The organism is Bacillus sp. NTK074B (assembly GCF_017303375.1).
Lineage (GTDB): Bacteria > Bacillota > Bacilli > Bacillales > Bacillaceae_B > Rossellomorea.
On record NZ_JAFKOH010000001.1, the window covers coordinates 265,523 to 279,904 of the forward strand.

Here is a 14,382-nt window from a genome sequence, read left to right on the forward strand (position 1 = left end):
TTTTCAGAAAGTTCTAAATTCACCGCTCAAAATAACAGGCAGGACCCTTTATCATTTCGATAAAGGGTCCTGCCCATTCATACAGATATGATTATTCGTTTGATTCCAGGGTCTCCTGAAATTTCTCAAAGAAGAGATCGGCTTCATCCTGGGCGAATTCGTCTTCAATATTTTCCGGGAGGGGGGGAAGCTCCTCGATGCTTTTCAGACCGAAATAGTCGAGGAATTCCTTGGTTGTCCCAAACAGGTATGCCCGGCCGGTGCCTTCTGCCCTTCCCACTTCCTTGACAAGTCCTTTGGACGCAAGGGTCTGGATGGGCCGCTCGGTCTTCACACCTCTTATATGTTCAATTTCTGTCCTTGTGATCGGTTGTTTATACGCAATGATCGCAAGGGTTTCAAGAGCTGCCTGGGAAAGAAAGCTTACATGGGGTGATTCCACCAGCTTCTTCAAGTAATCAGCATTGCTTTTCTTTGTCACGAGTTGAAATGTTCCTGCTATTTCTACGATATAAATGCCTCTGTCGGCATCGTTCTCATAATCTTGCATTAAGTCTTCAAGGATGCCCATCGCTCTTTCTTCTTCGATCTCCAGTACTGAACAGACCTGCTTCATTGAAAGACCTTCATCCCCCGCTGCAAAGAGCAGGCTTTCCAGTATCCCTTTCCAATTAATACTGTTCAACAAGTCCTGCCTCCTCTCCTGCTTCCACAAATATTTCCGTGAAGTTTTTTTCCTGATTGACGATAATCTGCTTCCGCTTCATTAATTCGAGCACAGCAAGAAATGTGACGACGAGATGCTCTTTGTTATCAATGGGGAAGAGGCTCGTAAAGGATGTACGTTGTTTAAGGTTCCGCAAATTCTCCAGAATGTCATTCATCCTCTTCTCAATGGATATTTCCTGCCTGGTAATTCTTGTTTGCACGGGCCGTTGGAGTTTTTTCCTTCTTAATAATTTATGAAAAGCCCCAAGCATATCGTATAATGACACCTGAACCTCTGTGTTCTTTATATCCACCGCGTCACTGAATTCAGAAAGGTCACTGGGAGGCTTCGTATACACTTGGCCCCGTTCTTCTTCACGATGCTTAAGTTCATTTGCTGCTTCCTTAAATTTACGATACTCGATCAATCGTTCCACCAGTTCATCACGTGGATCTTCTTCTTGAAATTCAATCTCATCATTCAACATGCCCTCATCATGTTTCGGTAGGAGCATTTTACTCTTGATGGCGAGTAATGTAGCCGCCATTACTAAGTATTCACTTGCAACATCCAGTTGCAGATTTTTCATCGTATGTACATATAACATATATTGCTCAGTAATTTGAGCCATAGGAATATCATATATATCAATTTCCAACGAATTAATAAGATGCAAAAGAAGATCCATAGGACCTTCAAAAGCGTCAATCTTCACATTGTATTCCACTTTATCACCAAATTTCTCATTACAATCTTTCATGATAGCTACTTAATAGTATAGTAGAAAGCCCCCCATTCTCCAATAGAAAGTTTTGCAATTATGAGCCTCCCTGTCGCTTCGACTATGGTTTATGCTACAATCTAACTACCTTACACCTAATGGAGTGATCTTATGGTTTATCCAAAAGCCTTTATCGATTTCCTAATGTATTTCCACGGAAATCGTGATTATTTTGAGTGTCACGAAATATTGGAAGAACATTGGAAGGAAGTAGATCCCAGGAACAGGACTTCTCATTGGGTGGGATTGATCCAAGTCGCAGTCGGGTTCTACCATTATAGAAGGGGGAATCTGACGGGAGCGGAACGAACATTCAAGAAGGCAGTCCAGACTATACAACGGAATCAAAAAAAACTGAATGAACTCGGGGTTCATTCCATTAAGCTTCACGATATGATTGTTGCTACCATTCACCAAATCAATCTGGATCAACCTTATCACAGCATCGACTTCCCTTTAACCGATGATTCACTCGTTGATGAAGTTAAAACCCGATGCAAGGATAACGGATACACCTGGTGCTCACCGAGTGACCTGTCCAATACGGGACTCGTTCACCGCCATTCCTACAGAGACCGTTCTGAAGTCATACTGGAACGGGAAAATGCCTTGAGAAAAAAAAGAGGCAGACCACCCTTATAGGCGGTCTGCCAATTTGATCAATCCTCGTGTTTCACTTCTAAAGGATCCATCTCATCACACTTCTCGAAAAATGAAACTGTTTCTGAATTTGGTTTCACTTCAAGCTCGGAATGCATCTCCCTCAGGTGTTTCACCATCGACTTCCCGATTCCTTCGTGACGGTGTGATGGATTGACTGATATATGTTGAATCTCTAATGTATTATCTGTTTTGTAAACTCCGATCAATCCTACTATGTCCTCTTCTTTCCATAAAAAGAGCTGCCAATTATCTTCAGTTTCGTATTGCTTCATCGTTTGTTGAAGCTTCTTCAAATCCTTTTCATTTGGCATAAAAGATAATAATCCCATTGCAATCTTTTCAAACGCCTTTTTATACCGAATTAACATATTAACCCCTCGTTATGTTTTATGCCTAATCTATTTATTCCCTATTTTAGACAAAAACTAGAAATTTAATTGATATGAACGTTTATTTATCTTACTAAATTTACTTTTATTAAGCAAATCAAACCAATCAGTTCCCTGCGATGAACATCCAGTAAATGACGCCCCACCCGAGACCTGCAATGATTAATAGCAAAAACAATCCTTTATTACTGATCTTCATGACTGTCTCCTTTGTTAACCCTATTCACTAATGTCATAGTTATTGTATAGTAAAAAAGAATATTGTTAAAGTATGTAATTCAGAAAGCAAAAAAGTAGTCTTTAAGTACGATATACTTAAAGACTAGATCCCCCTATTCAAATCATAACATCAAGGCTGATTAGATCATCATATGTCTCCCTCCGTACGGCTAATCTTTCTTCACCGTTCTCGACAAATATCACCGCGGGACGCGGAATCCGATTGTAGTTATTCGCCATGGAATATCCGTAGGCACCTGTACAGAAAACCGCAAGAACATCGCCAGGTTCTGACAATGGCAATGGTAAATCCCATATCAACATATCCCCGGACTCACAACATTTCCCTGCAACGGAAACCGTTTCTTCCGCAACCAGGTCAGCTTTATTTGCTATGACCGCTTCATACTTCGCCTTATAAAGGGCAGGCCTGATATTATCACTCATCCCCCCATCAATCGCTACATACTTACGGATGCCGGGTACATCTTTCTGTGACCCCAATGTATATAGACTGGTTCCTGCATCCCCCACAAGAGAACGTCCTGGTTCAATCCAGATCTCCGGCATTTTCAAATTATATTTTACAGTTTCTTCTTTCACAGCAGCAATCATTTCCTTCACATACTGGGCAGGCGGAATTGGGTCATCTTCTCCCGTATAGCGGATGCCAAATCCTCCACCCAGATTAAGGACCTTCGGGTGAAAGTTGTATTGTGAAGTCCACTGAGCAACCTTTTCGATGATCTTCCTCGCGGCAAGAATGAAACCGGTCGTTTCGAAAATTTGCGAACCGATATGGCAATGCAGACCCAATAATTCAATTGCTGTAGAGCCCACTGCCAATTTCATTGCCTTTTCTGCCTGACCATTTGCTAAATCGAACCCGAATTTCGAATCTTCCTGTCCCGTAAGGATATAATCATGCGTATGGGCTTCAACCCCCGGCGTCACTCTTAACAATACCCTGGTTGACCGTTCCAGAGAACTTGATAACTCACTAACAAGCTTCAACTCATGAAAATTATCGACTACTATGCAGCCGATTCCTTCCTCGATGGCGAGCATCAGCTCATCCTTCGACTTATTATTTCCATTAAAATGTATGCGCTCAGGAGGAAATCCTGCCTTCAGTGCAGTAAACAGCTCTCCTCCTGAAACAACGTCCAGGGATAATCCTTCTTCCTTCATGACCTGAAACATCGCAATACAAGAGAATGCTTTACTCGCGTAAGCGACTTCCGCTTTGACTCCCAGGGATTCAAATGTTTCTTTGAAGCCCCTTGCACGCTCTCTTATGAGTTTAGTGTCATAAACGTAAAGGGGGGTACCATATTGCTTTGCCAGCTCTATAGTACTTACCCCTCCTATTTCTAAGTTCCCATTTTTGATTTCTGCTGATCCATGAAGATACACGAGACTCCTCATTCCCCTCTGTCATGCTCTACTAATACAACGTAATTTACCACAGAACGATCATTGTTGCAATATTCTAAGATTTAGCGGGCTGCTTGTATTTGTTTCGCGGTTGAACGATACTTGGACGAATCTTTGATCCGGGAACCGATTTACGGATAAGAATTTGCATAAATGCCTTCGGGCTGAATGGCAAGAGCGGCCAAAGATACGGTGTATTAAGTGACTTAATATTCGCTACATACAGAATAAAAAGGGTACTCCCTACCATTAACCCTGGTATATGGAAGAAAGCAACTGCCACCAGGAGGAAAAGCCTTGCCATCTTATTTGCTACACTTAATTCATAACTCGGAGTTGCAAACGTACCGATTGAAGCTACCGCTACATATAAGATTACTTCAGGCTGGAATAGCCCGACGTCAATGGCAATCTGCCCGATTAATACAGCGGCGATCAGACCCATGGCGGTTGAGAGCGGCGTCGGAGTATGAATGGCCGCGATCCTGAACATCTCCACCCCCAGGTCAGCGATAAATAATTGCACGATGACAGGAATATTGGTCTGTTCTTGAGGACCGACATACTTAATCACTTCCGGAAGCAGCGAAGGATCCAGAACAAACAAATACCACAAGGGTAGAAGGAATAATGAAGCAAGAACCCCAATAAAACGTGTCCACCTTACGAACGTACCGACAGCCGGCGACTGTCTGTATTCTTCAGCATGCTGCAGATGGTGAAAGAAAGTGGTCGGAGTGATAATCACACTTGGCGACGTATCGACAAAGATCAGGACATGCCCTTCTAATAAGTGTGTGGCAGCAACGTCCGCTCTTTCTGTGTACCTGACCAGTGGGTAAGGATTATACCCCTGTTTCACAAGGAACTCTTCCACTGTTTTGTCTGCCATTGTCAATCCATCAATTTTAATGTTTTTTAATTCTTTCTTTATGACTTCAATCATGCTTGGATTTGCCACATCGTCGATATACGCAATGGAAATATCCGTCTTGGAGCGTTCCCCGATCCGGAAGATTTCAAACCTCAGTCTGGGGTCCCTGATTCTCCTTCTTGTCAATGCTGTGTTTACAATAATGTTCTCGACGTATCCGTCACGGGAGCCCCGGACCACCTTCTCTGTATCAGGTTCTGATGGCTGTCTTCCAGGATAGCTGCGAACATCCACAATCAATGCTTCTTCATAGCCTTCAACAAAGATCGCAATTAATCCGGAGAGCACTTCATCCACTGCTTCTTCGATTGTTTTAACCGGCTCTACGGATTGATGAACGAGGCGATTATGTACGATATCATACAATCGGCTAGTCGCCCGCTCATGGTCATTGATTTCCACAAGTTCTTCTACTATCTCAATAATATAGGAGGCATCTGTCAGTCCGTTTATATAATAAAAATGAACCCCTTTTTTCAATATCATAAGCTTGCGTACACCAATATCGAAACTGGTGTTCAGTCCAACGTGATTTTTCATGTAATCTTCAATGACGGTTAAATCTTTAGGAATCGGTGTTTCCTTCGTCTTTTGTGGCATAAAATCCGCTCCTTTCTAAGATGATTTCCACTGCTTTTTTCGTAATGGGGGCCCCTTGTGAATAATGATCCCGTTTGGCCATCTTGCCTATGTCACCAATTCCTACAATCACCGGGACATCCAGTTCATCCAGGCAATAGACGGTATCACCCGTCAATCTGCCTACATCCATTTCAGGTACTCCGAATTTATCTACACCATAGGGCGTCAACTCTCCGAATTTATCAATGCATACATCCACCCGGGTCCATTCTGCCTGTCGTGTTTTACTGGCCACGGCAATGATTCCAAGGACTTCAAGATCAGGGTGATTTGCAACATATTTTAAGGCACGCTCCCCTGCACCTTCCCCAATAAATCCACTATCATCAAACATAACAAAGACAGGGTCGTTCTTGGCTCTTTTGATCAGTTTTACGATTTCTGGTCCTGTCAGTACAGATGGATTCCCTTTAGAGCTTGAGATACACCTTCCACCATACTCTTTGGCAACGCACTCAATAGCGCGCTTTGCATATTCATCTCCATCTGTTATCAGGATCACTTTCCGTTTGTTGTCCATATGAACCCCTGCCCCTTGCTAATTATTGGTGTACCAAATAGAGCCAATGAAATAGTGAACCGAAAATCTTACCAAATACGATTGCCATGATCAGAATCACAATCTGACCATCGATCCCGATTCGTTTGGCCAGGATGGGAAACACATTTAATACTTCCGTCAGTGCGGCAGCCAAAAGTCCGATAAATACTCCGCTCAAGAGTCCGATTGGGATAAGGACTAATGGGGAAAGATGGAGAGTGTAGTTATTCAGGCTAATGAACCCTCCAGCGAGGGCACCGGTTATGACAGCCATTTCATAGTAATGAATCATTTTCATTGTTTTCGTCAATTGGGTTAATCGCGGAATGATTCCCAATACCGTTAAGAAAGCGACAAACCCTGAGCCCACTGCCAGTCCACCCGCAAATCCGATAAATACGGTGATCAACACATTAATGGTCATCTAGTTTCTTCTGACTTTCTTTATTTTCGTGCATGATGACATATTGATCTAAGTCCTGCTGGTAGTTAAACATTTCAACCTCGAGTGGGCTTGGCTCTTCATTGAGTCTTTTTCGAAACACATGATTGAAAAACAAGATCATTCCAAGACCTAAACCAAATGAATAGGGAACCTGGAACAATAATGGATGAGGATCCACTCCTCCAGTCACAAAATGATACAGCCTTTGATGAACTTCTCTCATACTTACATCCTCATGAAAATTCATAATCGCCAGGGCCGCACCGATGAATAAAAGTAACCACACGCCAATGAATAACGGGAGAGAGACTTTCTTTTTCTCATAAATCACTTCTATGATGCTCTGTGTGGGCCCGATCGTCTGTATATCCAGGTCAGAATGCTTTTTGCATACTTCCCTAATGACCCTCATGACATCCACTACGATAATATTTTTATCTGAGGGGGTCACCTGATGAATCGGGATATCCTTTATATTGTCCACAATCTCCTCAGGTGCTATGATCTGTGCCAACTGAGAAAGCCTGACCATGCTCTCTTCCCTTACCTGCACTCGATGACGTAAGCGTATATACAAGATACCTTCCATGCAGTTCACTTCCTGAAAACATGATTTTCTCTTCGTACCAATAGTATGGATTAACGGAATTTATTTATGTAATGACCAGGTGGTGGACGGTAAGCATCAGACGCTCAAGTGGGATGAATGGAACCTGACGAGAAGGACTGGCGCTATAAGTACTGGAGAAAATTTCAAATGATTGTCAATAAAAAAAATACCCATGTTAGCTCAATTAGAATTGAACCAACACAGGTATTTCACCTATGACTCTGTATGCATATGATCTTTCATCGTTTGTAATATCTTCTTCTCTAGCCTCGATACCTGTACCTGTGATATCCCCAGCCGATCTGCTACTTCTGATTGGGTCTGATCTTTGTAGTACCTCAAATAGACAATCAGACGCTCCCGGTCATCCAATTCACGGATGGCTTCTTTCAAAGCAATCTTGTCAAACCATTTGTTATCCGTATTATCAGCGATTTGATCTAAAAGCGTGATGGGATCTCCATCATTTTCATAGACGGTTTCATGGATTGAGGAAGGGGCCCGGCTCGCTTCCTGGGCCATGATGACCTCTTCAACGGAATATTCGAGATGCTCGGCAAGCTCACTGACGGTCGGAACCCTGCCGAATTTCTTCGAGAGCTCATCCTTCGCTTTCCTTATTTTGTTTCCCATTTCCTTCAGGGACCGACTCACTTTGACCGTCCCGTCATCCCGTATGAATCGCTGGATTTCCCCGATGATCATCGGGACAGCGTAAGTCGAAAACTTGACATCGTAGGTTAAATCAAACTTATCCACTGATTTCAGCAGCCCGATACTGCCTATTTGAAAGAGATCATCAGGCTCGTATCCCCGATTTAGAAAACGTTGGACCACGGACCATACGAGTCGCATGTTCTTCTGGACAATTATGTCCCTTGCGCTCTGGTCACCATCCTGGCTTTTCTTAATCAGCTCTTTCACCTCGTGATCTTTCAAAAAAGGCTGTTCCTTTTCATTTTTCACTTCGACATCCATGGGCACGACTCCTTAATTGCATAGCGCTTTACTATTGGTCAAGTGCTTCTTCAATCTAACCGTGGTGCCTGTACCTGGGTGTGATGACACTTCTATTTCATCCATGAAATTCTCCATAATGGTAAAGCCCATTCCAGAACGTTCAAGCTCAGGTTTGGAGGTGAATAGAGGTTGACGGGCTTCCTCAACGTCTCCGATCCCGATTCCCTCATCGCGAATGGTCATATCAATAAATCCATTTTCTTCCATGATAACAGAAATATATACTGTCCCATTCGGCTTGTTATCATATCCATGAATGATTGCATTGGTCACAGCTTCTGAAACGACGGTTTTGATCTCGGTCAATTCATCCATAGTCGGATCCAGCTGGGCTATAAATGATGCAACAGTCACCCGGGCAAAAGATTCATTTTGGCTTAAAGAACTGAATTGGATGTTCATTTCATTTCTCATGTTATGCGACCCCCAATCTTTGTAATGCATTTTCTTCAGATGGTTCAAGACGAATGATCTTAAACAACCCTGACATTTCAAATAATCGGTTTACAGAAGGGGAAATCGCACATACCACCATTTCTCCATGCTTTTGCTTGATCTGCTTGTATCTTCCCAAAATGACGCCTAAACCTGAGCTATCCATAAAGCTTAGTTCCTCTAAATTCAGAATGATATGCTTCACATTCTCACTTTCAATCAGATTCGAAGCTTTTTCCCTGAGCTCATCGGCAGTATGATGATCCAACTCACCACTTAAACGGACACACAGTACATCTTTTTTGACTTCTAAGTTAATAGCAAGACTCACTATCAGAAAGCCTCCTTCTCTGTCGTATAGTGAGTCATTTCGCTATTCTTTTAGTAAATTCCTTCTCCATGACAAAACTAGTAGGAATTCGTCATAATTAGAGGTTATTTTCGTGCTTATTTTCCGACCTTCGTGAAAAGCCCAAAGGATTTTTTATAAAGTTCCCACCAGCCGGCTTCCTTTACATCTTTCTTGGCCACGAGTGTGCTCTCCACTACTTTCTTCCCTTTATTCGTCACCACGAGTATCCCGACTTTATCCCCTTTATGAATGGGAGCTTTCAGATCCTTTGAAAGAGTGACCTTTTGCTTGATTCCATCCAATTTTTCTCCTTTGTGGGCAAGAAGGGAAATCGGCTCATCCGTCACCGCTTCGACTTTGTTTTCTTTCCCTTTGGACACCTCCACCTTAGCCAGGGCATCACCTTTTTTGAACAGAGGCTTGGTTGAATACTGATTGAAGGCATAATCAAGCATTTTACTGACTTCATTGTTCCGTTCCTTCGGCGTAGGTGCACCGAATACCACCGCAATCACTCTCATATTGTCTTTCTTTGCCGTTGCAGTCAGGCAATATTTCGCTTCATTTGTGAAACCTGTTTTCAAACCGTCCACACCGTCATAGAACCGGACCAATTTATTCGTATTCACTAGCCAGAACTTTTTATCCGAACCTTCACGTAAATAGGATTCATAGCTGCCCGTAAATTTTGTGATTCCTTCATATTTTAGAAGCTCCTTCGCCATCATGGACATATCATGTGCCGAACTGTAATGGTCTTTGGAAGGTAAGCCTGTCGGGTTTTTGAAATGAGTTTCTTTTAGTCCCAGCTCTTTCGCCTTTTTGTTCATCTTCTCAACAAACGCTTCTTCACTACCTGCGATATGCTCAGCCATCGCTACAGAGGCGTCATTGGCGGAACCAATGGCAATGCCCTTCAGCATTTCCTCGACAGACATGCTTTCACCCGGCTCCAGGAAGATCTGGGATCCTCCCATAGAAGCAGCGTATTCACTCGCTCGAACTTTGTCTTCCCACTTTATTTGACCTTTTTCAAGTGCTTCCATGATTAAAGTCATGGTCATAATTTTTGTCATGGACGCAGGTGCGAGCTTTTCATGGCTGTTCTTTTCGTATAGAACCGCTCCTGTGTCACGCTCGATTAATATTGCTGATTTCGCCACAGCTGCCAATTCGGATTTCTTTTCCTGTGCAAACCCCATCGAAGGAAAAAGAAAAGCTGTCAAAACAAATGTCACCATTATATACGCTAAACGTTTCATCCAACTGTCCTCCAATCAAAATCTCGTTATTATTTCAATACTCATAGATCCATTTTTTCCATCCTCAGTATTTTTATACAAACATTGGTAAAAAAGTAGGAGGGGCAAAGAGGAGCCATGGATGCAGGGGGAGATAGGTGTTAATTTATGGTTTGGTAAGGAATAGAGAATCCGTATTGAAGAAAATGGAAACCCGGAATGAGAAATGATTATTTTGCTTGAAGATTTGGTTTTTTTGGCCTGCTTCAGTTGAGGTTTATATACTTAGAAGAGCCACTGTTTTTATGAGTCGCATCACTTTCTCCAATAATTGCGTTATCTTACAATAAATCGAATTACCCCCTCCCCTCACTCTACTAAATCCAATCGAAAAAAGCCTTTGCCAAAGGATATATCCCTTCGGCAAAGGCTTCGTCAAAAATATAGATCAACCCGTGATTTCAGTATGGATCAGTGTAGGTGCTTCCACATGTTCAGATGTCACTTTAATGCTTTCATATAATTTATCTTTCACGTTGTCGATGTTTTCATCGTTGCTGTAAATGGTTGCCAGGGATTCTCCTGCTTTGACGGCATCTCCGATCTTTTTGCGAAGTTCTAGACCAACTGCCAAGTCGATGACAGAATCCTTTGTTGCACGTCCTGCCCCCAGCCACATGGCAGCTGTTCCGACTGCATCGGCCACGATTTCAGAAACATAGCCATCCTGTTTCGCTTCAAGCTCGATCTTGTAGGTAGCTTGAGGCAGCTTGGATGGTTCATCCACAACAGAGGGATCTCCACCTTGTGATGCAAGGAATACTTTGAAATTCTCAAGAGCCGATCCATCATCAATCGCTTTTTGTAATAATGTCCTTGCTTCTTCTAACGTTGAAGCTTTCTCTGCCAAGAATACCATGTGGCTTCCAAGAGTCAGGCAAAGTTCTGTTAAGTCTTCAGGACCTTCCCCTTTTAACGTATCGATTGCTTCCTTCACTTCAAGGGCGTTCCCGATTGCATATCCTAGGGGCTGGCTCATATCGGAAATGACCGCCATTGTTTTTCTTCCCACATTGTTCCCGATGTTCACCATTGCTTTTGCTAGGTCCTTCGAATCGTCCAGCGTCTTCATGAAGGCACCCGCACCGGTTTTCACATCCAGTACGATGGCATCGGCTCCGGCAGCAATTTTTTTGCTCATGATCGAGCTTGCAATCAACGGAATGCTGTTTACTGTTGCCGTTACGTCACGCAATGAGTACAACTTTTTATCCGCAGGCGTCAAGTTACCGCTTTGACCGATGACGGCAAGTTTATTCTTGTTGACTAAACGGATGAACTCATCGTTTTCGATTTCCACATGAAAGCCTTCCACGGATTCCAGCTTGTCGATGGTTCCTCCTGTGTGTCCAAGACCTCTTCCGCTCATCTTCGCTACAGGGACTCCCACAGATGCCACAAGCGGCCCAAGTACAAGTGTCGTTGTATCACCGACTCCGCCTGTGGAGTGCTTATCGACTTTGATGCCTTCAATGGCGGACAAATCAATCTGATCCCCTGATTCAACCATGGCCATCGTCAGGTCGGCCCTTTCTCTATCACTCATATCTTTGAAGAAAATGGCCATCGTCAGGGCACTCACTTGATAATCAGGGATGCTTCCATCCGTATACCCTCCCACGATGAATTTGATTTCGTCCGTAGATAATTCTTTTCCTTCACGCTTTTTCTCTATTAAGTCAACCATTCTCATTGTTGTCACCCACTCTTTTCAATTTGTCTGAATCAGATTTTATATTGACTTTACGATTTCTTTCACATATGAAAGGAAATTGGCGCGGACCATTTCCGTCGTTTCCATTACTTCATCATGAGAGAGAGGTTGATCCAAAATTCCTGCAGCCATGTTAGAAATACAAGAAATCCCCAGTACTTTAATGCCAGCATGACGGGCCACGATGACTTCAGGTACCGTTGACATCCCGACTGCGTCACCACCAAGGGTGCGGGCAAGGCGAACTTCAGCAGGCGTTTCATACGTAGGGCCTGTATTTCCTACATAAATGCCTTCTTGCACTTCAATGGATAGTTTCGTTGCGATTTCTTTCGCTTTTTGGCGAAGTTCTTTACAATACGCTTCTGACATATCCGGGAATCTTGGCCCTAATCGTGAGTCATTCGCTCCGATAAGGGGATTGCCGCCCATATTATTGATATGATCTGAAATCAGCATCAAATCCCCTGCCTGGAAGCTTTCATTCACACCACCGGCTGCATTGGTCACAATCAATACCTCGACGCCAAGTTCTTTCATTACACGAACAGGGAATGTCACTTTATCGAAACCATATCCCTCATAATAATGAAAGCGTCCTTGCATGGCTACGACTTCCTGCCCGGCTAATTGGCCAAACACTAATTGCCCCGCATGACCGGCAACCGTTGAAACGGGGAAGTCCGGAATCTCTTTATAAGGGATTTTCACCGAGTTTTGGATTTCATCAGCAAGCACCCCAAGTCCAGATCCCAGGATCAATCCGACTTTCGGCTGTCCAGTATATTGATTTTTCAAATGATTCGCTGCGTTTTGGATATTTTCGTAATTCATTTTCATTACTCCTTTTCAACGTAAAGAGGAGGAAATGAGCCTTTCCTTCAGCTTCATCCCTCTCCTACTCGTATTTTTCTTTATTTTCTATTTTAAGTTCGTCAAGAAGCTTTGACCGAACTTCGGCATGGTCACATTGAAGTTATCTGCAACTGTTGCCCCGATATCTGCGAATGTTTCAGAGATAGGAAGTTCTTTCCCTCCATCGAAACGCTTAGAATATACGAGTAGTGGAACGTACTCCCTCGTATGATCTGTTCCAGGAGCAGTAGGATCGTTCCCGTGATCAGCTGTAATGATCAGAAGATCATCTTCGGTCATTTTCTCGAACACTTCAGGCAGTCGTGCATCAAATTCTTCCAGCGCCTTCCCATAGCCCTCTGGATCGCGACGATGTCCATACAACGCGTCGAAGTCAACAAGATTCAGGAAGCTTAAGCCTGTGAAGTCCTGATCGAATGATTCAATGAGTCCATCCATTCCGTGCATGTTATGCTTCGTTCGAATGGAATCAGTCACACCTTCACCATTATAAATATCTGATATTTTCCCAATGGCAATCACGTCAAAGCCGGAGTCCTTCAACTCATTCATGACGGTACGGTCAAATGGCTTTAACGCATAGTCATGGCGATTGGATGTGCGCTTAAACGCTCCCGGCTCCCCGATGAACGGACGGGCAATCACACGTCCCACTAGGTATTCCTCTTCTTTCGTAATTTCACGGGCAATCTCACAGATCTTATACTGTTCTTCAATCGGGATGATGTCTTCATGAGCAGCGATCTGCAAGACAGGGTCAGCTGAAGTATAGACAATTAGAGCTCCGGTTTCCATGTGTTCTTTGCCTAACTCTTCAATAATTTCAGTTCCACTAGCAGGTTTGTTTCCAATGATCGTCCTGCCCGTTTCAGCTTCAAGTCTTTGGATAAGCTTTTCAGGAAAACCATCCGGGTACGTCTTGAACGGTTTATCGATATTAAGGCCCATGATTTCCCAGTGACCTGTCATCGTATCTTTCCCGACAGATGCTTCCTGCATTTTTGTATAATAAGCAAGCGGCTTGTCGGCCTTATTAATGCCCTTCACTTCTTTAATATTAGAAAGACCCAGTTTCCCCATATTCGGCATCTTGAGCCCGTTCATATGCTCAGCAATGTGGCCAATGGTATCCGACCCCTTATCGTTGAATAGTTCTGCGTCGGGTGCTTCCCCGATCCCGACAGAATCCATTACAATCAAATGAACCCGTTTGTATGTATAGTTACTCATTCAAGTAAACCTCCTATATATGATCCTTTTTTAAAAAAGCGGTTACATTTTTGATCGTCAATCGTATCATACCCTTATCTGCTT

16 protein-coding genes are annotated in these 14,382 nt (G+C 43.3%); 1 reads left to right on the forward strand and 15 read right to left on the reverse strand.

Annotated features, from left to right (window positions below; genetic code table 11):
- Positions 1–91 precede the first annotated feature (91 nt).
- Together scpB and JI667_RS01475 are read right to left on the reverse strand one after the other, a co-directional pair.
- On the reverse strand, positions 92–685 hold the full coding sequence (gene scpB, locus JI667_RS01470) for an SMC-Scp complex subunit ScpB (protein ID WP_206849483.1): 594 nt from the start codon (positions 683–685) through the stop codon (positions 92–94).
- The gene (locus tag JI667_RS01475) at positions 672–1,469 is read right to left on the reverse strand and encodes a segregation/condensation protein A (RefSeq protein ID WP_206849493.1); all 798 of its coding nucleotides are present in this window, start codon (positions 1,467–1,469) and stop codon (positions 672–674) included. The genes scpB and JI667_RS01475 overlap by 14 nt, the downstream gene beginning before the upstream one ends.
- A 132-nt stretch (positions 1,470–1,601) precedes the next feature.
- On the opposite strand from JI667_RS01475, the gene JI667_RS01480 reads away from it, so the two are divergent.
- Positions 1,602–2,132: a DUF309 domain-containing protein gene (locus JI667_RS01480; protein WP_206849495.1), complete on the forward strand. Its 531-nt coding sequence runs from the start codon at positions 1,602–1,604 to the stop codon at positions 2,130–2,132.
- A 17-nt stretch (positions 2,133–2,149) separates the two neighbouring features.
- Here the strand turns inward: JI667_RS01480 and JI667_RS01485 are convergent, their stop codons facing one another.
- From JI667_RS01485 to deoB, 13 genes are all read right to left on the reverse strand, one after another.
- Positions 2,150–2,521, reverse strand: a complete 372-nt coding sequence (locus JI667_RS01485) for a GNAT family N-acetyltransferase (protein WP_206849497.1) — start codon at positions 2,519–2,521, stop codon at positions 2,150–2,152.
- 357 nt (positions 2,522–2,878) lie between these two features.
- On the reverse strand, positions 2,879–4,177 hold the full coding sequence (lysA, locus tag JI667_RS01490) for a diaminopimelate decarboxylase (protein WP_206849499.1): 1,299 nt from the start codon (positions 4,175–4,177) through the stop codon (positions 2,879–2,881).
- A 76-nt stretch (positions 4,178–4,253) separates the two neighbouring features.
- Positions 4,254–5,732 carry a spore germination protein gene (locus tag JI667_RS01495; protein ID WP_206849501.1) on the reverse strand — a complete coding sequence of 493 codons (1,479 nt, stop codon included), beginning with the start codon at positions 5,730–5,732 and terminating at the stop codon, positions 4,254–4,256.
- Positions 5,698–6,294 (reverse strand): stage V sporulation protein AE, encoded by a 597-nt coding sequence (locus tag JI667_RS01500; RefSeq protein WP_206849502.1) that lies wholly within the window; start codon positions 6,292–6,294, stop codon positions 5,698–5,700. Before JI667_RS01500 ends, JI667_RS01495 begins: the two co-directional genes overlap by 35 nt.
- A 22-nt stretch (positions 6,295–6,316) precedes the next feature.
- Complete coding sequence (locus tag JI667_RS01505) at positions 6,317–6,739, reverse strand: stage V sporulation protein AB (protein WP_206849510.1); 423 nt, start codon at positions 6,737–6,739, stop codon at positions 6,317–6,319.
- The gene (locus tag JI667_RS01510; protein WP_206849512.1) at positions 6,729–7,349 is read right to left on the reverse strand and encodes a stage V sporulation protein AA; all 621 of its coding nucleotides are present in this window, start codon (positions 7,347–7,349) and stop codon (positions 6,729–6,731) included. Before JI667_RS01510 ends, JI667_RS01505 begins: the two co-directional genes overlap by 11 nt.
- A gap of 234 nt (positions 7,350–7,583) precedes the next feature.
- On the reverse strand, positions 7,584–8,348 hold the full coding sequence (gene sigF, locus JI667_RS01515; RefSeq protein ID WP_206849514.1) for an RNA polymerase sporulation sigma factor SigF: 765 nt from the start codon (positions 8,346–8,348) through the stop codon (positions 7,584–7,586).
- Between the two features lie 12 nt (positions 8,349–8,360).
- A complete protein-coding gene (gene spoIIAB, locus JI667_RS01520; RefSeq protein ID WP_206849516.1) occupies positions 8,361–8,804 on the reverse strand; it encodes an anti-sigma F factor in 444 nt (147 codons plus the stop codon).
- 1 nt (position 8,805) lies between these two features.
- Positions 8,806–9,156 carry an anti-sigma F factor antagonist gene (gene spoIIAA / locus JI667_RS01525; RefSeq protein WP_044340116.1) on the reverse strand — a complete coding sequence of 117 codons (351 nt, stop codon included), beginning with the start codon at positions 9,154–9,156 and terminating at the stop codon, positions 8,806–8,808.
- Positions 9,157–9,272: 116 nt separating this feature from the next.
- Positions 9,273–10,439, reverse strand: coding sequence for a D-alanyl-D-alanine carboxypeptidase family protein (locus JI667_RS01530; RefSeq protein WP_206849518.1), 1,167 nt, complete (start codon positions 10,437–10,439; stop codon positions 9,273–9,275).
- Between the two features lie 427 nt (positions 10,440–10,866).
- Positions 10,867–12,171: a pyrimidine-nucleoside phosphorylase gene (locus JI667_RS01535; protein WP_206849533.1), complete on the reverse strand. Its 1,305-nt coding sequence runs from the start codon at positions 12,169–12,171 to the stop codon at positions 10,867–10,869.
- A gap of 39 nt (positions 12,172–12,210) precedes the next feature.
- Positions 12,211–13,026 carry a purine-nucleoside phosphorylase gene (locus JI667_RS01540; protein ID WP_206849535.1) on the reverse strand — a complete coding sequence of 272 codons (816 nt, stop codon included), beginning with the start codon at positions 13,024–13,026 and terminating at the stop codon, positions 12,211–12,213.
- An 87-nt stretch (positions 13,027–13,113) separates the two neighbouring features.
- Positions 13,114–14,298: a phosphopentomutase gene (gene deoB / locus JI667_RS01545; protein ID WP_206849537.1), complete on the reverse strand. Its 1,185-nt coding sequence runs from the start codon at positions 14,296–14,298 to the stop codon at positions 13,114–13,116.
- Positions 14,299–14,382 lie beyond the last annotated feature (84 nt).

Bases quoted from the DNA above. Each gene is read 5' to 3' on its own strand.
- JI667_RS01475 (WP_206849493.1), bottom strand. From the start codon at position 1,469: ATGAAAGATTGTAATGAGAAATTTGGTGATAAAGTGGAATACAATGTG.
- JI667_RS01480 (WP_206849495.1), top strand. From the start codon at position 1,602: ATGGTTTATCCAAAAGCCTTTATCGATTTCCTAATGTATTTCCACGGA.
- JI667_RS01485 (WP_206849497.1), bottom strand. From the start codon at position 2,521: ATGTTAATTCGGTATAAAAAGGCGTTTGAAAAGATTGCAATGGGATTA.
- JI667_RS01495 (WP_206849501.1), bottom strand. From the start codon at position 5,732: ATGCCACAAAAGACGAAGGAAACACCGATTCCTAAAGATTTAACCGTC.
- JI667_RS01500 (WP_206849502.1), bottom strand. From the start codon at position 6,294: ATGGACAACAAACGGAAAGTGATCCTGATAACAGATGGAGATGAATAT.
- JI667_RS01505 (WP_206849510.1), bottom strand. From the start codon at position 6,739: ATGACCATTAATGTGTTGATCACCGTATTTATCGGATTTGCGGGTGGA.
- JI667_RS01510 (WP_206849512.1), bottom strand. From the start codon at position 7,349: ATGGAAGGTATCTTGTATATACGCTTACGTCATCGAGTGCAGGTAAGG.
- sigF (WP_206849514.1), bottom strand. From the start codon at position 8,348: ATGGATGTCGAAGTGAAAAATGAAAAGGAACAGCCTTTTTTGAAAGAT.
- spoIIAB (WP_206849516.1), bottom strand. From the start codon at position 8,804: ATGAGAAATGAAATGAACATCCAATTCAGTTCTTTAAGCCAAAATGAA.
- JI667_RS01530 (WP_206849518.1), bottom strand. From the start codon at position 10,439: ATGAAACGTTTAGCGTATATAATGGTGACATTTGTTTTGACAGCTTTT.
- JI667_RS01535 (WP_206849533.1), bottom strand. From the start codon at position 12,171: ATGAGAATGGTTGACTTAATAGAGAAAAAGCGTGAAGGAAAAGAATTA.
- JI667_RS01540 (WP_206849535.1), bottom strand. From the start codon at position 13,026: ATGAATTACGAAAATATCCAAAACGCAGCGAATCATTTGAAAAATCAA.
- deoB (WP_206849537.1), bottom strand. From the start codon at position 14,298: ATGAGTAACTATACATACAAACGGGTTCATTTGATTGTAATGGATTCT.